Genomic DNA, 17,976 nt, shown 5'->3' with positions numbered 1-17,976 from the left:
CGGGCATCACAACAAGAAGGACCACGGGCTCGCCACGCGGCACCCGTCGGACAACCGCCCCGTATCGCCTTGCAACTCTTCGGAGAAAGTCATGCTCTTCAAGAAAGCTGTGTCCACGTTGCTCCTCAGTGCCGCCTGCGCCTCCCTTGCGCAGGCCGACGTCAAAGTCGGCGTCATCACCTCCTCCACCGGCCCCATCGCCCTGGTGGGCCTGCCGCAGAAGAACAGCGTGCCGCTGCTGCCGACCCAGGCGGGCGACCAGCAGGTGAAATACATCGCCCTGGATGACGGCAGCGACCCGACCGCCACGGTCAAGGCGCTGAAGAAGCTGATCAGCGAGGAGAACGTCGACGCCATCATCGGCCCGAGCGGTTCGCCCAACGCCATGGGCGTGATTCAGTTCGCCGCCGAGGCCGGCGTACCGCTGCTGGCGCCGGTGGGCACCGCAGCCGTGGTGCTGCCGATGAACGAGCAGAAGAAATGGGTGTTCAAGACCACCCAGAACGACGACCTGATCGCCAAGGCCCTGGTGGACAACATGGTCGCCAAGGGCGTGAAGACCCTGGGCTTCATCGGCACCGCCGACCCCTATGGCGAGAACTGGTCCAAGGTGATGGGCGCGATGGCCGCCGAGCACGGCATCAAGGTGGTCGCCAACGAGCGCTTCCAGCGCCAGGACACCTCGGTCACCGGGCAGAGCCTCAAGGTGCTCTCCGCACGCCCCGACGCGGTCCTGGTGGCGGCGCCCGGCAGCTCCGCGGTGATGCCGCAGACCACCCTGTTCGACCAGGGTTATCGCGGGCAGATGTACCAGACCCACGGCGCCGCCCTGCCCGACTTCCTCAAGCTCGGCGGCAAGAAGGTCGAGGGCACCATCCTCGCCGCCAGCCTGATGCTGGTGCTCGACGAAGTGCCGGACAGCCACCCCTCGAAGAAGGTCGCCGCCGACTACATCGCCGCCTACGAGAAGCTCAACGGCAGCAAGCCGGCCACCTTCGGCGCCAACACCTTCGACGCCGGCCTGCTGCTGCAGCACGCCATCCCCACCGCCGCCGCCAAGGCCGCACCGGGTACGCCGGAGTTCCGCGCAGCGCTGCGTGACGCGCTGGAGCAAAGCCACGAGCTGGCTGCCACCCAGGGCGTCTACAACATGACCCCGAGGACCACAGCGGCTTCGACGAACGCGGCCGCGAGCTGATCCAGGTGAAGAACGGCAACTGGACGCTGCTGCGCGGCAACTGATCGCAGGCACGGGTTCCCCGTAGGGTGGACAGCGCTTTTCTGTCCACCAGGCGGAGCCCGGCTCAACGCCGAAAGGTGGATGAAAAAAGCGTCATCCACCCTACGCCTGCCAACGAGCGAAACCCTCGCGGACACCCCCCGTAGGGTGGACATCGCTCTTCATGTCCACCAGGCGAGGCCGCACTGGGCTCCGAAGCCACAGTCTCTTCCATTGCGATAAAGAGTTCCCACCATGAATTTCCAGATAGCCATGCTGCTCGGCCAGGACGGCATCACCAACGGCGCGATCTACGCGCTGCTGGCCTTGTCGATCCTGCTGGTCTTCACCGTCACGCGCATCCTGCTGATCCCCCAGGGCGAGTTCGTCACCTATGGCGCGCTGACCATGGCCACCCTGCAGGCCGGCCATCCCACCGCCCTGGTCTGGCTGCTGCTGGGCCTGACCCTGATCGACTGCGCGCTGGACCTGTACGACGCCGCGCGCTCCAGCCACGCCTTCCGCTTTCCCAAGCGCATCCTCGCCAAGCTGGCCTACGCCCTGGTCATGGTCGCGGCCATCCGCCTGCTGCCACTGGCCGAGCTGCCCATGGCAGTGCAGGCGCTGCTGACCCTGGCCCTGGTGGTGCCCCTGGGCCCGCAGATCTACCGCCTGGTGTTCCAGCCCATCGCCTCGGCCAGCTCCCTGGTGCTGCTGATCGTCTCCATCGCCGTGCACGTGGCCATGGTCGGCATCGCCCTGCTGCTGTTCGGCCCGGAGGGCGCGCGCACCGAGCCCTTCTCCGAAGCCGGCCTGGAGCTGGGCCCGGTGACCTTCAACAGCCAGACGCTGTGGGTGATAGCCGTGTCCCTGGGGCTGATCATCGGCCTGTTCCTGTTCTTCGAACGCAGCCTCTACGGCAAGGCCCTGCGCGCCACGGCGGTGAACCGCATGGGCGCGCGGCTGATGGGCATCTCGCCGACCCTGGCGGGCAAGGCCACCTTCCTCCTGGCCACCTTCATCGGCGCACTGTCGGGCATCCTCATCGCGCCCATCACCACGCTCTACTTCGACTCCGGCTTCATCATCAGCCTCAAGGGCTTCGTCGGCGCCATCATCGGCGGCCTGGCGAGCTACCCGGTGGCCGCCCTCGGCGCGCTCTCGGTGGGGCTGATCGAAGCCTTCTCGATGTTCTGGGCCAGCACCTACAAAGAGATCATCGTGTTCACCCTGATCATCCCCTTCCTGCTCTGGCGCTCGTTCACCAGCCGTCACGTGGAGGAAGAAGAATGAAACCGCGCCACCTGATCCTGCTCCTGGTCGCCGTGCTCGGTGTCGCACCGCTGGTGCTGCCGCCCTTCTACGTCACCCTGCTCAACTACATCGGCCTCTATACCCTGGTGGTGCTGGGCCTGGTCCTGCTCACCGGCGTCGGTGGCATGACCAGCTTCGGCCAGGCGGCCTTCGTCGGCCTCGGCGCCTACACCACCGCCTACCTGACCACCGCCGAGCAGTTGCCGGCCTGGCTCGCCTGGGCCAGCGCATCGCCCTGGCTGACGCTGCTGGTGGGCGTGGCCATCACCGCCCTGGTGGCCCTGCTGCTGGGCGCGCTGACGCTCAAGCTCTCGGGCCACTACCTGCCCCTGGGCACCATTGCCTGGGGCCTGTCGCTGTACTACCTGTTCGGCACGGTGGAATCCCTGGGCGGCCACACCGGCGTCAGCGGGTTGCCGTCGATCTCGCTGTTCGGCGTGCTGCTCGACAAGGGCGAGAAGGTCTTCTACCTGATCTGGGTGGTGCTCCTGCTGGCCATGCTGATCACCCAGAACCTGCTGGATTCCCGCGAGGGCCGGGCCATCCGCGCACTCAAGGGCGGCCAGCTGATGGCCGAGTCCATGGGCGTCGACACCTTCCGCTCCAAGCTGGTGATCTTCCTCATCTCGGCGGTGTTCGCGGCGGTGTCCGGCTGGCTCTATGCGCACACCCAGCGCTTCGTCAACCCGACGCCCTTCGGCCTCAACATGGGCATCGACTACCTGTTCATGGCGCTGATCGGCGGCGTCGGCAGTGTCTGGGGCGCCCTGCTCGGCAGCGGCATCCTCACCCTGCTCAAGCAGTGGCTGCAGGACCTGCTGCCGCACCTGCTGGGCAGCACCGGCAACTACGAGACCATCGTCTTCGGCCTGCTCATCGTGCTGCTGATGCAGCGCGCGCCGGGTGGCCTGTGGCCGCTGCTGGTGCGCCTGGTGCCAGCCCGCCTGCGCACCCGCCACCGCCTGCCGGCGGCCGAGGCCCCGGCTCGCGAGCTGCCGCAGCGGGAACGCCCGGCCCACGGCGAGGTGATCCTCGAAGCGCGCCATGTCACCCGGCGCTTCGGCGGCCTGGTGGCCAACAACGACATGAGCCTGGACGTCCGCGCTGGGGAGATCCTCGCCCTGATCGGCCCCAACGGCGCCGGCAAGAGCACCCTGTTCAACCAGCTCTCCGGCGTCGACACCCCCAGCAGCGGCGACGTGCTGTTCATGGGCAAGCGCATCAACGGCCTGGCTTCGCGCCGCGTGGCCGGCATGGGCATGAGCCGCACCTTCCAGCACGTGAAACTGCTGCCGGGCATGAGCGTGCTGGAGAACGTCGCCATCGGCGCGCACCTGCGCGGCGGCAAGGGCGTGCTGGCCTCGGCCCTGCGCCTGGATCGCGCCGAGGAGGCCGACCTGCTCGCCGAAGCGCGCCGACAGCTGGAACGCGTCGGCCTCGGCGACTACCTGCATGAAGAGGCCGGCAGCCTCGCCCTCGGCCAGCAGCGCATCCTCGAGATCGCCCGCGCGCTGTGCGCCGACCCTTGCCTGCTGCTGCTCGACGAGCCCGCCGCCGGCCTGCGCCACAAGGAGAAGGAGGCCCTCGGCCTGCTCCTCAGCCGCCTGCGCAGCGAAGGCATGGCCATTCTCCTGGTGGAGCACGACATGGACTTCGTCATGGGCCTGGTGGACCGCGTGGTGGTGATGGAATTCGGCCAGCGCATCGCCCAGGGCCTGCCGGAAGAGGTGCAGAAGAACCCGGCCGTGCTGGAAGCCTATCTCGGAGGCGCAGAGTGATGAACATGCAGATCGAACCCCTCAAGCCCATGGAAAACCAGGTGGCCGACGCCGTGCTGGAGGTCAGCGACCTGTGCGTCGCCTACGGCAAGGTGGAGGCCCTGTCCAACGCCAGCCTGCGGGTTGGCCAGGGACAGATCGTCACCGTCATCGGCCCCAACGGCGCCGGCAAGACCACCCTGCTCTCGGCCATCATGGGCGTGCTCGGCTCCCGTGGCCGGGTCGAGTTCGACGGCAGTCTGGAAGCGGTGCCGGAGGTGGAAGTGCTGGTCTCCCGTGGCCTCGGCCTGGTGCCGGAGAAGCGCGAGCTGTTCACCAGCATGAGCGTGGCCGACAACCTCCTGCTCGGCGCCTTCCAGCGTCACCGCCGGGGCGACCGCAGCCATGCTGCCACCCTGGCCGAGGTCTATGAGCTGTTCCCACGGCTGTGGGAACGCCGCGACCAGCTGGCCGCCACCCTCTCCGGCGGCGAGCGGCAGATGCTCGCCGTGGGCCGCGCGCTGATGGCCAAGCCCAAGCTGCTGATGCTCGACGAACCCAGCCTGGGCCTGGCGCCGCTGATCACCCGCGAGATCTTCCGCATCATCACCGCACTGCGCCAGCAGGGGGTGTCCATCCTTCTGGTGGAGCAGAACGCCCGTGCAGCCTTGCGCGTGGCCGACTATGCCTACGTGCTGGAAACCGGGCAGATCGCCATGCAGGGCCCCGCCGCCCAGCTGGCCGACGACCCCCGCGTGATCGAGGCCTACCTGGGCCTCGCCAGCAAGCATCAGGACATGCTTGCCGGTTGACCCGAGCCCGCCCGGCGATCCCGGGCGGGCCACTCGATGGAGCGAACCATGAAGCAACCTCCCCTGCGTATCTGCATCGCCGGTGCCGGCGCCATCGGCTGCACCCTGGCCGCCCGTTTCGCCGCCAGCGACCAGGTGGTCAAGGTGCTGGCCCGGGGCAAGACCCTGGCAGCCATCCGCCGCGACGGCATCCGCCTGCACGACCTCGACGGCTTGCACCAGGTGCAGGTCGACGCCAGCGACGACGCCGCCGAACTGGGGCAGCAGGACCTGGTGTTCCTCTGCACCAAGGCCCCGGCCCTGGCCGCGCTGTTGCCGCAGATCCAGCCCCTGCTGGGCGACGAGACGATGGTGGTGCCGGTGGTCAACGGTGTGCCCTGGTGGTACTTCCACGGCCTGCCGGGGCGCTTCGCCGGGCGCCGCGTGGAGGCGGTGGACCCGGACGGCGCGCTCAGCAGCGCCCTCGACCTGGCCCGGGTGATCGGCTGCGTGGTGTTCATCACCGCGCAATGCCCGGCGCCGGGGGTGGCCGAGTCGAGCAACCCGCACCTGATGATCGTCGGCGAGCCGGACAACAGCCTGACCCCGCGCCTGGAACGCCTGCGCACGGTGATCGCCGACGCCGGCATCGAGGCCCGCGCCAGCGAGCGCATCCGCGACCCGCTGTGGACCAAGGTCATCGCCAACCTCACCTCCAACCCCCTGTCGGTGGTCAGCGGCGCCACCCTGGAACAGCTCTACGGCCAGCCCGGCCTGCGCGAGCTGGCCCGCGCCACCCTGCACGAGGCGCTGCTGGTGGCCGCCGGCCATGGCGCGCGGGTGGACATCGACCCGCAGACCTTCCTCGAACTCGGCGCCGGCATGGGCGCCGTGCGCACCTCGATGCTGCAGGACCACGACAAGGGCCAGCCCCTGGAGCTGGCCGCCATCGGCGACGCCGTGCTGGAACTGGCCGAGCTGCTCGACCTGCCCATGCCCATCACCCGCCACCTCATCGCCCTGGCGCGCTTCCGCAGCGCCAGCCACTGAACAAGGAGCCTTCCATGAACGCCATCGCCATCACCCAGCCCCAGCATTGCAGCGACGAGGAATGGGCCCTGCGCGTGCAGCTCGCCCACTGCTACCACCTGGTGGATTTCTTCGGCTGGAGCGAGACCATCTTCAACCACATCTCCGCCCGCCTGCCGGGGCCGGCGCACCACTACCTGGTCAACCCCTTCGGCCTCAACTACCGCGAGGTGACCCCGGCCAACCTGCTCAAGGTCGACCTCGACGGCCACAAGCTGGAGGACTCGCCCTACGACGCCAACCCCGCCGGCTTCGCCCTGCACAGCGCCGTGCACGGGGCCCGCGACGACATCCACTGCCTGATCCACACCCACACCACACCCATCTCCGCCGTGGTGCAGAAGAAGGCCGGCTTCGGCCACCACGACTTCTACGGCGCGCAGCTGTACGGGCGCATCGGCTACCACACCTTCGAGGGCATCACCCTGTTCGATGACGAGAAGGCGCGGATGATCGAGAGCCTCGGCGACAAGCACATCCTGGTGCTGCGCAACCACGGCATCGCGGTGGGCGAAAGCAGCATCGCCAAGGCCTTCTTCCTGCTCTGGACGGTGCAGCGCGCGGCGGAGATCCAGTGCGCCGCCGGCGCCCTCGGCGGCGAGGACAACCCGCTGCCGGAAGCCGTCAGCCAGAAGTGCGCCGACCTCACCGCCATGCTGATCCGCGAGAGCGGCTTCGCGGTGAAGTTCTTCGATGCCATGGTGCGCAAGATGCAGGCCGAACGCGGCGCGGGCTGGTGAGCATGGGCGCCTCCCTCGCCACCCTGCCCGCCTTCGTCGAGCCGCCCATCTCGCGGCTCGCCCCCGACGGCCGCCTGCTGGCCTGCAACGACGCCTACCTGGCGCTTTGCGGCTACCGCCGCGACGAGCTGCTGAACCAGAGCTTCGAACTGATCAACCACCCGCAGATGCCGGCGCGGGTGATCGAGCGCATGTGGCGGACGCTGCGCGCCGGCACCCCCTGGAGCGGCCCGCTCATGGGCCGCACCCGGGACGGTGCGAGCTTCTGGAGCCAGCTCTACGTGGTGCCGCTGTTCGATGGCGGCGAGCTGGTGGCCCTGGGCACCGTCTACCACCCCATCGACGCCGCCCAGAGCCGCCGCGCCGAGGCTCTGTACGCGCGCCTGCGCCAGGGCCGCGCCCCGCTGCCGCTGGCCGGCCGCGTGCACCAATGGCTGGCCGGCCAGGGCCTGGGCCTGGCACTGGCCCTGCTCCTGGGGGGCGCCACCCTCGGCGGGCATGTCGCACCGGCACTGGGCGGCCTGGCCCTGGCGCTGCTGATCGGCGCCGCCTGGCAACGGCGGGCGACCCAGCGCCGCGACCTGCAGCGCGCCCTCGGCGGCCACGCCCAGGTGTACAGCGACACGCTGCTGGCGCCGATCTACCGCAGTGCATCGGGAGGCAGCGGCCTGTTCGAGATGGCGCTCAACAGCCAGAAGCTGCGCATGCGCACGGTGATGGCGCGGATCAGCATCAACGGCGAGATCCTCCGCGCCCGCAGCGAGGAGTCCGCGCAACTGGTGGCCAGCGGCGCCGCGCAGCTCGACCGCCAGCTGCAGGAGGCCGAGCAGTCGGCAGCGGCCATCCACGAGATGAGCGCGACCATCCAGGCGCTGTCGCGCAACCTGCAGGAAGCCGCCCAGGCCACCACCCAGGTCGACCAGCTGGCCCACGACGGCGAGCGCCTGGCCGAGCAGAGCCAGGCCTCGATGCAGGGCATGCGCGAGTCGGTGGCGGACATCGACCTCGCCGTGGGCCGGCTGGCGGAATCCATCGAATCCATCAGCGGCATCGCCACGGTGATCCAGAGCATCGCCGAGCAGACCAACCTGCTGGCGCTGAATGCGGCGATCGAGGCGGCGCGGGCCGGGGAATCCGGACGCGGCTTCGCCGTGGTCGCCGACGAAGTGCGCACCCTCGCCTCGCGCACCCGCGACTCCACCGGGCAGATCCAGCAATCCATCCAGCGCCTGCGCGACGGCAGCGCCGAGGCCCTGGCCACCGCGCGGCGCGGCGAGCTGGCGGCGCAGCAATCCGGGCAGGACGTGGAGCAGGTGCGCCAGGCGCTGCAACGCATCTGCGGGGAAGTCGGGCAGATCAGCGGCATGAGCCTGCAGATGGCCGCCGCCATCGAGCAACAGGGGCAGGTCGCCGAGGAGGTCAACCGGCAGATCGCGCAGATCGCCGAGCTGGCCGAATGCAGCGCCGGCCAGGCCCAGCGCAACAGCCAGATCGGCCAGGAGCTGCACCAGCTGGCCAACTCGCAACTGGACCTGGCGCAGCGCTTTCTCGAGGGCTGAGTCGTGCGTGTTGCTTCTGCCCTCTCAAGGGAGAGAAAGCCATGCAGCCATCCGGCGTTTCGCCCGTAGGGTGTGCTGCGCGCACCTGGGCCTCACCGGAAGCACCGAGCGGCGGTGCGCACGGCACACCCTACGGCACGAGGCCAGCTCTGCACCGTAGCCCGGGAGTTGGCGCGGAGGCGTTCCCGGGCTGAAGCCCGGACTACCGGCAGGGTTCGAACGGGGAAGGCACGGATGCAGGGTGCGCCGCGCCGCTCAGCGGCCGCCGCGCAGGGTCTCCGACGGCAGGCAACCGTACTGGCGACGGTAGTGGGTGGCGAAGTGGCCGAAGCTGCTGACGCCATGGCGCAGGAGGATGTCGGTGACGCTGTCCTGCGCTCGCGCCTGCTGCAACGCCTCATGCACCCGCGCCAGGCGGCGGCTGCGCATGTAGTCGGTGGGGGTCTGCCTGAGGAAGTGGGCGAAGCCGTTCTGCAGGGTGCGGATGGAGACCCCGGAAAGCTCGGCCAGGGTGGCCAGGGCGATGGGCTCGTCGAGGTGGCTTTCGATGTAGTCGCGGGCCTTGCGCACATGGAAGGGCATGGGCTGGCGGCGATCCTCGCGCAGCGCTTCGGAGTAGTTGTGCGGCAGCTGGGTGAGCAGCACCGAAAGCAGGTAATCCGACAGCCCGCTGCCCAGGGTCGGCGCCAGGTCCTCGACCATCGGCCCCTGGTGCAGGCGGCAGATGTACTCCAGCGTCTCGCGCACCGCCGCCATCCCCGGGTGCCCCGCCGCCACCTGGATGTCGAACAGCAGCGGCTGCTTCAGCGGCCGCTCCAGCAGGCGCTGCAACTGGCGCTCCAGGGCGTCGCGTTCCACCCGCAGGATCAGGTTGCGGCACTCCTTGCCGATGCGGATCAGGCTGCGCTCGGAGGGCGAGGAAATGGTCAGGCTGCCCCGGCGCATGGCCGCGCTTTGCGCGCCCAGGGTCACGGTGCCGGTGCCCTGCAGGGTGATGCGGATCAGGTAGTAGCTGGCGATATCGCCGGCATCGATCTCCACCTCCGCGCCGTAGTGCAGGTCGAACAGCGCCGAGCTGCCGAAGAACACGCCATAGAGCGCCGAATGCAGGGCATCCGCACGGGGCAGGTTCATCCGGTGCGGCCACAGGTAGTGGCTGACCTTGTCGCGGACCTCGCCGATACCGGCGGCGGGGTTCAGCAGGCAATGGCGCTGCAGGAGGGATGCATCGTCGAGCATGGTGGCGGCCCCGTGATCAGTGCGGCACGCCCACTGCATGCACCGCAGAATTAGTGGAAAAGGAAAGCAATTTCCACGCCACGCAAAGCAAATCTGCGCAGCCGGAACAGCGGCTGCGCCTGGCGCATAGAGCCCCGGGGGCCAAGGGCATAAAAAGACAGGGCGGGGCTCGCCGACAGCGGGTTCTGCCAGTTGGCGATGCATGAAAACAACAAAGGGCGCACCAGGGCGAGGCACATCGGTAACGCAGCCGTCACCGAACTACCCCGCTCCCTCCCACGCTGCCGCAGACCTCATCACCACCGCCTCGAGGGGCCGAACCGAATGACCAGCCAGACACCCACCGACCTCACCCGCAAACGCTACGCCTACGAGTGGTACGTGGTCGCCATCTGCATGGTGGCCTACATCTTCTCCTTCGTTGACCGGCAGATCCTCGCGCTGATGATCGAGCCGATCAAACACGACCTGCAGCTCTCCGACACTCAGTTCAGCCTGCTCCACGGGCTGGCCTTCTCGCTGTTCTACGCCTTCATGGGCATGCCCATCGCGCTGCTCGCCGACCGCTTCTCGCGGCCGAAGATCATCGCCATCGGCGTCGCCTTCTGGAGCCTGGCCACCGCCGTGTGCGGGCTGAGCAAGAACTTCACCCAGATGTTCCTCGCCCGCATCGGCGTCGGCATCGGCGAAGCGGCGCTGTCGCCGGCCACCTACTCGATGCTCAGCGACATGTTCCCCCGCGAGAAGCTCGGCCGTGCCGTGGCCATCTACTCCATCGGCTCCTTCATTGGCGGCGGTGTGGCCTTCCTCATCGGCGGCTACGTGATCGACCTGCTGAAGAACCTCGACAGCGTGACCCTGCCGCTGCTGGGCAGCATGCGGCCCTGGCAGGTGACCTTCTTCCTGGTCGGCCTTCCCGGCCTCTTCGTCGCCCTGCTGATCGCCGCCACCGTGCGCGACCCGGCGCGCAAGGGCCTGAAGCTGGATGCCAACGGCCAGGTGCATAAGCCCAGCCTGGGCCAGGCCTTCGCCTTCCTCGGCCGCCACCGGCAGACCTTCACCTGCCACTACCTGGGCTTCTCCTTCTATGCCATGACGCTGTTCTGCATGCTCAGCTGGACCCCGGCCTTCTACATGCGCACCTTCGGCCTGGCGCCCAGCGAGGCCGGCTACATCCTCGGCCTGATCGTGCTGCTGGCCAACACCAGTGGCGTGCTCTGCGGCGGCTGGCTGATCGACTGGCTGGCCAAGCGCGGCTACAGCGACGCACCGATGCGCGCCGGGGTGATCGGCGCCATCGGCATGGCCCTGCCGGCGGTGCTGTTCACCCAGGTGGGCGAGTTGTGGCTGTCCCTGGCGCTGCTGGTGCCGGCGATGTTCTTCGCCTCCTTCCCCATGCCCGCCTCCACCGCGGCCATGCAGATCCTCCCGCCCAACCAGATGCGCGCCCAGGTCTCGGCGCTGTTCCTGCTCATCTCCAACCTCATCGGCCTGGGCCTCGGCACCACCCTGGTGGCGCTGCTCACCGATCGCCTGTTCCAGTCGCCAGCGCTGGTGGGCCACTCGGTCTCCCTCCTCAACGCCGGCGCGGTGCTGCTCACCCTGGGCCTGCTGATCAAGGGCTGCGGCCATTTCCGCCGCAGCCTGGAGCGTGAAAACCTCAGCTGAACCCCCACCGCCTCCCTGCCCCAACGGGCGCGCCGACGCCGCCAGGCGTTGCGCGCCCGCATCCCGCGCCCTGCCGAAGCTGACTTGCATCAAGGCAATGACGACAGCCAGTCGACAGCCTGCGCCCAACCCCCTATAAATCACCCCCACATCTTTGCAACAGCACGCAGTTACCCATGACCACCCCGAAAAAACGCCAAAGCCGCTACAACCCCGCCAGCGACAACTTCAGGAAGGAAGACTTTCCCTTCTACTGGCTGGCACGGGTGCACGGCCGCTACTCCATGGCCATGGAGAAAGCGCTGAAGAAGATCGACATGGACATCCCGCGCTGGCGCATCCTGTTCATCCTCAAGGAGAACGGCGAGTCGAGCATCTCGGAAATCTCCGAACACGCCATCGCCAAGCTCTCCACCGTCACCAAGATCGTCTACCGCATGAAGGCCGACGGCCTGGTGGACACCAACCCCTGCAGCAACGACGGCCGCGTCACCCAGGTCTCCATCACCGAAGCCGGCCGCCGCACCGCCGAACAGATCCAGGTCACCACCGCGCACATCTTCACCAACAGCTTCAAGGACCTCAGCGAAGCGCAGATCACCAAGCTCAACGGCACGCTGGAGAAGATCTTCAACAACCTGCCGGAGGATTGAGGGGCGCGCACCCTTCCCGCTCCGGGTCGTGATCGAGCGCAGGCGATCACCCTGAGAACCCCATCCCAGGCACGTCGGCCTTTCATCCGGGCGCCTTTCCAATCAGCGATCCGTTGCCAACCTTGCTGCGCACACTCAAAGGCGCCGGTGGTGCTGGCCTCACGCTCTTCGCTCAATGGGTCGCACTGAGCGCGCGTAACCGCGCAGCACAGCCTACGGCGGAGCACCGAGCGCTTCGTAGGATGGCGTAGAGCGAAGCGAAACCCATGCTGTGGATGTACCAGATGCCCAGCAAGACCCTGAAAGCACAGCTCTTTGCTTTGAATCCACAACAGCTAGAGCAGACACAGCCCATTCATTCGCCAAGCAGCGTAACGCGATGCCCCAGCACGGAGCCCCGGTGAACCCGGGCTGAAGCCCGGGCTACGGAACCTGCTCACTTCACCTTCAACACCTTGCGCTCCAGCGCCGGGTCGGCGTCGATCTCGGCGTTGCTGAAGGGCAGCTTCTGCCACTGCTGGCGGGCGAAGAGCTCGGTCTGGTCGCTGTGGTGCGGCGAGCCGGCTTCGCTGGACTGGGAGAAGGCCAGCAGCCCACGGGCTTGCGGGCCCTGGCCGTCGAAGGTGACCAGTTGCAGGTAGCTGGTGCCGCTGACCACCTCCAGGTGGTCGCCCTGCAGTTCGCTCTGCATGGCGTTGTAGACGCCGAAGTGGCCGTCGCCGCCGGGAATGCCGATGGCCCCCGAACGCTGGATGTCGCCCCAGCGGGCCTGTTCGGGCACGCCGGCCTTGGCCACTTCCTCACCGGCGGCAACCAGCGCCTGGATCACCTTGTCCTTGGCCGCCGGGTTCAGCCCGCGCGGGGTCACGGTCGGGCGTTGCGGGTCGAAGGGCTCGCGCCAGCCGTCCTCGATCTCGGCGAAGCCCTTCATGAAGTGCTGGAAGTGCAGGAAGCCGATGCCGCTGTCGATGTTGGCCTTGCCGTCCCAGGCCGCCAGGGCCTTGCAGGGCGCGGCCAGGGCGGCGTTGCCCGCCTCGGCCTGGCACAGCTCCAGCAGCTCGGGCAGCAGGTCGGTGGCCAGGGCCACTTCGTTGTCGGTGACCATCGCCTTGAGGAACTCGGCGCTCAGCGGCGCGTCGCCCTGCAGGCGGCCCAGGGCGAAGCGCGCGCGCGGCGACAGCTCACGCCCTTCGCGGTTGACCAGGGGCGAATAGCCGGCCAGCGGGCTGTCCGGGTTGCTCAGCCAGGCGCTGTCGTTGGAGTTCTGCACGAAGTCCTCGCGCTGCAGCACAGGCAGCTGGGCCGCCGGGGTGATGCCCGGCTGGGCGGCGCTGGCGTCGCGGGTCCATTCGCAGGCGCTGGTAGTGCCCTGCAGGGCCGGCAGGCCTTCGGCGGCCAGTTGCGGGATCACGCATTCCGCCAACTGCTTGGGCAGCAGGTGCGGCACCACGGACTGGTTCATGTACAGGGCCTTGCCGCTGGCGTCGGCGGCCAGGGTGTTGACCCAGGGGATGCCCTGGATCTTTGTCACGGCGGCACGCAGGGCATCGACGTCACGGGCCTGGTTAATCGCATACCACTGCTGCAGCACGCGGGTATTGCCGAGGTTGGCGTCCTTCAGCGCCCAGGCTTCGCCAGCGGTCCACTCCAGCATGCCCGGCCAGTTGAGCAGCGGACCGAAGCGCGACTCGTAGAGGTCGTGGCTGCGCACCGAGAGCGTGCCGGCGGCGTCACGGACCTGCACCTGAAGGCGGGTCTTCTTCAGCTTCTCGGTACGGCCGTCGATGCGGTAGCGGGTCGGGTCCTTGGGGTCGAGTTCCAGGCGGTAGAGGGTGAAGTGCGCGGAGGTGTCGACGGTGTGGGTCCAGGCCAGCTGCTGGCCGAAGCCGATGTTGACCACCGGCAGGCCGGGCAGCGCGGCGCCCATCACGTCGAGCTTGCCGGGGATGGTCAGGTGCAGCTGCCAGAAGCGCAGTGCGCCGCTCCAGGGGAAGTGCGGGTTGGCCAGGAGCATGCCGCGCCCGTCGGCGCTGCGCTTGCTGCCCACGGCCACGGCGTTGCTGCCGCGCTCCAGGCGGAAGCCTTCGGTGCGCGCGGCGGTGTAGCCGGAGTCCAGCTGCGCCTGCTGGGCACCGGGCGGCGCGGCACCGATCAGCGCTTCGGCGAACTGGCCGGCACCGCCTTCCACCAGCAGGCGACGGGTCAGGCGCACCAGGTCGTCGGCGTCGATGGGGCGCAGCCAGCCCTCGCCCAGGCAATGGGTGGTGCGCGCATCGGCTTCCTTCAGGTAGTGGTTGAAGCCGGCGGCGTAGCCGTCCAGCAGCTGGGCCACTTCGCGGGTCTGCGCCTTGCGGAAGGCGGCAATCGACGCCGGCTGGTTGAGCCAGGTGAAGAAGAAGTCGGACGGCAGGTTGTCGAGGTGGGCGGAGGATTGGCCCTCCGCGCCGAACCAGCGGGAGCGCTCGCCACGGGCGGTGACGATCTCCTCGGCCAGCAGGCAGGCGTTGTCGCGGGCATAGGCGTAGCCGATGCCGTAGCCAAGGCCGCGTTCGTCCGCCGCCTGGATGTGCGGGACGCCATGGGCGGTCCAGCGAATAAGCGTTTCTCGCGGCTTGGCGGCCGTATCGGCGGCCAGAACGACAAAAGCCGGGCACAGCAACAGCGCTGCGACACCGGCAACAAGGCTACGCATGGGCATCGGGGGTTCTCGCTAGGAAGGGTGGAAACCGCGCCGACGGGTGCCGGCGCGGATCAAAGGGATCAGCTGGCAGCGGCCAGCGCCTGGACGACACCGCGCTCGGCACAGGAGCCAGGCTGGAGGTGGTCGTAGAGCGAGGCGGCGATCTCGTCGGCGCGGATCGGCAGCACCGACAGCAGGGTGTCGCTGAGACCGTGGCTGGCCTGGCAGAAGCCCTGCATATAGACGGCCGCCTGGCAGCGCTCGTCGGTGCGGACGCGGTAGTCGCGGCCCACCTCGAAGTCGCCCATCCACTGGGCCAGGGGCTCCAGCAGGTGGCGATGCACCTGGCGCTCGTAACCGGTGGCGAGCACCACGGCGTCGTAGCGCTGCACGCTCTGCTCGCCGCTGGCGTTGTTGCGCAGCACCAGTTCGATGCCGTCGGCGCCGGCGGTGGCGCGCTCCACGGTGCTGAGGATGTGGAAGGCGTGGCGCTGGATGCCGGAGACCTTCTGGCGGTAGAAGATGCCGTAGATGCGCTCGATCAGGTCGATGTCCACCACCGAGTAGTTGGTGTTGTGGTACTCGCGGATGAAGCGTTCACGCTCGGCGCCGGCCTGGTTGAAGATCAGGTCGGTGAACTCGGGGGAGAACACCTCGTTGACGAAGGGGCTGTCGTCCGCCGGCTTCAGCGCCGAGCCGCGCAGCACCATGTCCACCTGCACCGACGGGTAGCTGTCGTTGAGGTCGATGAAGGCCTCCGCCGCACTCTGCCCGCCGCCGATGATGGCGATGCGCATCGGCTTGCCGCCAACGCAGGGCTGCTTGGCGATGCGCTCCAGGTACTGGGAGTGATGGAAGACCCGGGCGTCGTCCTTGAGGTGGCGGAAGGCCTGGGGAATCCGCGCGGTGCCACCGGCGCTGACCACCACCGAGCGCGTGGCGCGGACGTGGGTCTCGCCACCGGCATCGCGGGAGATCACCCGCAGCGCCTCGACGCGCTGGCCTTCCAGCAACGGCTCGATGGCCAGCACCTCTTCTCCATAGCGGCTCTGCTCGATGAACTGCCCGGCCACCCAGCGCAGGTAGTCGTTGAACTCCATGCGGCACGGGTAGAAGGTGCCGAGGTTGATGAAGTCCACCAGGCGGCCGTGCTGGTGCAGGTAGTTGACGAAGGAATAGGGGCTGGTGGGGTTGCGCAGGGACACCAGGTCCTTGAGGAAGGAGATCTGCAGCTCGCTCTGGGTCACCAGGGTGTTGCCGTGCCAGCGGTAGTCGGCCTGCTTGTCGAGGAACAGGGCATCCAGCGCACCATGCTTGCGGGCACGCTCCTGCAAGGCGATGGCCAGGGCCAGGTTGGAGGGGCCGAAACCAATGCCGATCAGGTCGTGGATAGCGGTGTTCAGGGGCTGAGTCATGTCCAGTGTCCTCTGGCGGCGCCCCCGCAAGGGCGGCTGTCATTCAATGACGGCCCCACTGGCCGCCTGTTGACTAGGAACGAGGACAGGGAAATGAAATTTAGCCGGCAGGCATTGCGCCCATCGGCCGATCAGCCGGCATCCCACTCACGCATGCGCAGGCGGCAGTGTTTCATGGCGTTGACGATGTGCTTCTCCACCAGGGGCTGGGAAACGCCCAGGCGCTCGGCGATCTCGCCATGGGAGAGCCCTTCCAGCCTGCGCAGCAAGAAGGCATCGCGACACAGCGCCGGCAGTTCGTCGAGGGCGCGCTGCAGCAAATCCAGGCGCTGGTCCTGGGCCAGGGAACTGTGGGGCGAGGGGGCGTGGTAGCGCTCTTCCTCGTCCAGCACGTCCAGCGGCTCGCTGCGGCGAATCGCGTTGCGGCGGTGCTCGTCGATCACCAGATTCAGCGCCGTTCGGTAGAGAAACGCGCGGGGCGAATCGATCCGCTCTTGACTCGCGCGTTCCATCACCCGCAAATACGCGTCATGTGCCACATCCGCAGCTGCCTGCCGATCCCCCAGTTTTGCACTGAGGAAACGCACCAACTCGCGATAGTAGATTTCCAAGTCGCTTCCCCGGCGCCTAACGAATGCGGCGCATACACTTGAGCTGGATCAAGGCACACCCATTGGGTGATGCTGGCAGTCTGAAATTATTAAATTTATAATAATTCTCATCAAGATTCATGCCCCAGCGCGCCGCTTCACCGTGAATACAGAACTCGAATTCAGGCACAACCGGTAATCCTGATGAACAACGCTTCCTCGCAAACCCCAAGCGACCCTCTGGTCGAGGTCGCCGCACATTGGTGCATGCGCCTGCACGCGGAGGATTGCACGGACGAGGAGCGCGCCCAGTTCAAGGCCTGGATCGAAGCCGACCCGAGCCATGCCCTCGAATACGCCGAAATGCTGGAGATCTGGGACCTGAGCGAGCACCTGCCGCCGACCCAGCCCTCGCCCCGCCTGCACATTCCCCGTCAGCTCCCGCCGCCACCGCCGACCCTCGCCCAGCTGCCGGTACGCCAGCGCCCACGCGGCTTCATCCGCCGCCATGCACGCGCCCTGGCCCTGGCCCTGATCGCCGCGCCCCTGGCCGGCTACAGCGGCTGGCTGGCCGGCTGGGTGCCCGACAGCTACCAACGCTACGAGGCCGAAAGCAGCATCCGCCGCGTCACCCTGCCCGACGGCAGCGACGTGGAGCTGAACCTGGCCACCCGCCTGAGCTACGCCAACTTCATCGACCGCCGCCGGGTCAGCCTGGACAGCGGCGAAGCCTACTTCCACGTCAGCCACGACAGTGCCCACCCCTTCGTGGTGCATGCCGGCGAAGGCTCGATCACCGTGACCGGCACCCGCTTCAACGTGTGGAAGTACCAGGACAACATCGTCGTCACCGTCACCGAAGGCTCGGTCAAGGTGCGCAGCGAGCAACGCGGCAACGACAGCAACCTGACCCCCGGCATGCAGGCCAGCTTCAAGGCCGGCGACATGAAGCCCCGGGTCGGCGCCGTGGACACCCAGCAGGCCCTGGCCTGGCGCGACGGCAAGCTGATCCTCGACGACCTGACCCTCGCCGAGGCGGTGCCGCTGATCAACCGCTACCTCGACGCGCCGCTGGTACTGGGCGACCAGGCCAGCGCCGACCAGCGCATCGGCGGCATCTACAGCACCCGCGACATCCGCAGCCTGGTCACCGCGCTGCCCCGCGTCCTGCCCATCAGCCTCGCCCAGCAGGCCGACGGCAGCACGCTGATCAGCAACCGCAAGATGCGTCTCTGAATCCGGGCGTCCGGGCCGCCAAGGAC

13 protein-coding genes and 1 pseudogene are annotated in these 17,976 nt (G+C 68.2%); 10 read left to right on the top strand and 4 right to left on the bottom strand.

All coding sequences use genetic code 11. The features are described 5' to 3' along the window. Window positions 1–91 precede the first annotated feature (91 nt). The 7 genes and pseudogenes from PSm6_RS24480 to PSm6_RS24450 all read left to right on the top strand — a co-directional run bounded on the left by PSm6_RS24480 (window position 92) and on the right by PSm6_RS24450 (window position 8,469). Window positions 92–1,242, top strand: a pseudogene (locus tag PSm6_RS24480) (ABC transporter substrate-binding protein). 232 nt (window positions 1,243–1,474) lie between these two features. Next, on the top strand, window positions 1,475–2,512 hold the full coding sequence (locus PSm6_RS24475; protein ID WP_265168485.1) for a branched-chain amino acid ABC transporter permease: 1,038 nt from the start codon (window positions 1,475–1,477) through the stop codon (window positions 2,510–2,512). Beyond that, window positions 2,509–4,311 (top strand): branched-chain amino acid ABC transporter ATP-binding protein/permease, encoded by a 1,803-nt coding sequence (locus tag PSm6_RS24470; protein ID WP_265168484.1) that lies wholly within the window; start codon window positions 2,509–2,511, stop codon window positions 4,309–4,311. Before PSm6_RS24475 ends, PSm6_RS24470 begins: the two co-directional genes overlap by 4 nt. A 5-nt stretch (window positions 4,312–4,316) precedes the next feature. Further along, entirely contained in the window at window positions 4,317–5,102 is a 786-nt protein-coding gene (locus PSm6_RS24465; protein WP_371876966.1) for an ABC transporter ATP-binding protein, read from the top strand. A gap of 48 nt (window positions 5,103–5,150) precedes the next feature. Then, window positions 5,151–6,131 carry a ketopantoate reductase family protein gene (locus tag PSm6_RS24460; RefSeq protein ID WP_265168483.1) on the top strand — a complete coding sequence of 327 codons (981 nt, stop codon included), beginning with the start codon at window positions 5,151–5,153 and terminating at the stop codon, window positions 6,129–6,131. A 14-nt stretch (window positions 6,132–6,145) separates the two neighbouring features. Beyond that, window positions 6,146–6,910, top strand: a complete 765-nt coding sequence (locus tag PSm6_RS24455; RefSeq protein WP_236206070.1) for a class II aldolase/adducin family protein — start codon at window positions 6,146–6,148, stop codon at window positions 6,908–6,910. Window positions 6,911–6,912: 2 nt separating this feature from the next. Next, a complete protein-coding gene (locus PSm6_RS24450) occupies window positions 6,913–8,469 on the top strand; it encodes a methyl-accepting chemotaxis protein (RefSeq protein ID WP_265168481.1) in 1,557 nt (518 codons plus the stop codon). A 255-nt stretch (window positions 8,470–8,724) separates the two neighbouring features. Here the strand turns inward: PSm6_RS24450 and PSm6_RS24445 are convergent, their stop codons facing one another. Next, window positions 8,725–9,708, bottom strand: coding sequence for an AraC-like ligand-binding domain-containing protein (locus PSm6_RS24445; RefSeq protein ID WP_265168480.1), 984 nt, complete (start codon window positions 9,706–9,708; stop codon window positions 8,725–8,727). Window positions 9,709–10,032: 324 nt separating this feature from the next. On the opposite strand from PSm6_RS24445, the gene PSm6_RS24440 reads away from it, so the two are divergent. Together PSm6_RS24440 and PSm6_RS24435 are read left to right on the top strand one after the other, a co-directional pair. Further along, window positions 10,033–11,376 carry a spinster family MFS transporter gene (locus tag PSm6_RS24440; RefSeq protein ID WP_265168479.1) on the top strand — a complete coding sequence of 448 codons (1,344 nt, stop codon included), beginning with the start codon at window positions 10,033–10,035 and terminating at the stop codon, window positions 11,374–11,376. Between the two features lie 176 nt (window positions 11,377–11,552). Beyond that, window positions 11,553–12,029, top strand: coding sequence for a MarR family winged helix-turn-helix transcriptional regulator (locus PSm6_RS24435; protein WP_021217341.1), 477 nt, complete (start codon window positions 11,553–11,555; stop codon window positions 12,027–12,029). A gap of 436 nt (window positions 12,030–12,465) precedes the next feature. Here the strand turns inward: PSm6_RS24435 and pvdQ are convergent, their stop codons facing one another. The 3 genes from pvdQ to PSm6_RS24420 all read right to left on the bottom strand — a co-directional run bounded on the left by pvdQ (window position 12,466) and on the right by PSm6_RS24420 (window position 16,735). Next, the gene (pvdQ, locus tag PSm6_RS24430) at window positions 12,466–14,727 is read right to left on the bottom strand and encodes a bifunctional acylase PvdQ (protein WP_265168478.1); all 2,262 of its coding nucleotides are present in this window, start codon (window positions 14,725–14,727) and stop codon (window positions 12,466–12,468) included. Window positions 14,728–14,789: 62 nt separating this feature from the next. Then, window positions 14,790–16,124 (bottom strand): lysine N(6)-hydroxylase/L-ornithine N(5)-oxygenase family protein, encoded by a 1,335-nt coding sequence (locus PSm6_RS24425; protein ID WP_265168477.1) that lies wholly within the window; start codon window positions 16,122–16,124, stop codon window positions 14,790–14,792. 131 nt (window positions 16,125–16,255) lie between these two features. After that, window positions 16,256–16,735: a sigma-70 family RNA polymerase sigma factor gene (locus PSm6_RS24420; RefSeq protein ID WP_265168476.1), complete on the bottom strand. Its 480-nt coding sequence runs from the start codon at window positions 16,733–16,735 to the stop codon at window positions 16,256–16,258. Between the two features lie 183 nt (window positions 16,736–16,918). Here PSm6_RS24420 and PSm6_RS24415 point away from each other — a divergent pair, with 183 nt between their 5' ends. Beyond that, window positions 16,919–17,950: a FecR family protein gene (locus PSm6_RS24415; RefSeq protein ID WP_043243515.1), complete on the top strand. Its 1,032-nt coding sequence runs from the start codon at window positions 16,919–16,921 to the stop codon at window positions 17,948–17,950. The last annotated feature ends 26 nt before the right edge of the window (window positions 17,951–17,976 follow it).

This window comes from Pseudomonas solani (assembly GCF_026072635.1).
Lineage (GTDB): Bacteria > Pseudomonadota > Gammaproteobacteria > Pseudomonadales > Pseudomonadaceae > Metapseudomonas > Metapseudomonas solani.
Note: the sequence above shows the minus strand (reverse complement) of the source record. Positions and strands in the feature narration are given on the sequence as shown.

Excerpts from the sequence above, each read along its gene's own strand:
- PSm6_RS24475 (WP_265168485.1), top strand. The coding sequence starts at position 1,475 with ATGAATTTCCAGATAGCCATGCTGCTCGGCCAGGACGGCATCACCAAC.
- PSm6_RS24470 (WP_265168484.1), top strand. The coding sequence starts at position 2,509 with ATGAAACCGCGCCACCTGATCCTGCTCCTGGTCGCCGTGCTCGGTGTC.
- PSm6_RS24465 (WP_371876966.1), top strand. The coding sequence starts at position 4,317 with ATGCAGATCGAACCCCTCAAGCCCATGGAAAACCAGGTGGCCGACGCC.
- PSm6_RS24460 (WP_265168483.1), top strand. The coding sequence starts at position 5,151 with ATGAAGCAACCTCCCCTGCGTATCTGCATCGCCGGTGCCGGCGCCATC.
- PSm6_RS24455 (WP_236206070.1), top strand. The coding sequence starts at position 6,146 with ATGAACGCCATCGCCATCACCCAGCCCCAGCATTGCAGCGACGAGGAA.
- PSm6_RS24450 (WP_265168481.1), top strand. The coding sequence starts at position 6,913 with ATGGGCGCCTCCCTCGCCACCCTGCCCGCCTTCGTCGAGCCGCCCATC.
- PSm6_RS24445 (WP_265168480.1), bottom strand. The coding sequence starts at position 9,708 with ATGCTCGACGATGCATCCCTCCTGCAGCGCCATTGCCTGCTGAACCCC.
- PSm6_RS24440 (WP_265168479.1), top strand. The coding sequence starts at position 10,033 with ATGACCAGCCAGACACCCACCGACCTCACCCGCAAACGCTACGCCTAC.
- PSm6_RS24435 (WP_021217341.1), top strand. The coding sequence starts at position 11,553 with ATGACCACCCCGAAAAAACGCCAAAGCCGCTACAACCCCGCCAGCGAC.
- pvdQ (WP_265168478.1), bottom strand. The coding sequence starts at position 14,727 with ATGCCCATGCGTAGCCTTGTTGCCGGTGTCGCAGCGCTGTTGCTGTGC.
- PSm6_RS24425 (WP_265168477.1), bottom strand. The coding sequence starts at position 16,124 with ATGACTCAGCCCCTGAACACCGCTATCCACGACCTGATCGGCATTGGT.
- PSm6_RS24415 (WP_043243515.1), top strand. The coding sequence starts at position 16,919 with ATGAACAACGCTTCCTCGCAAACCCCAAGCGACCCTCTGGTCGAGGTC.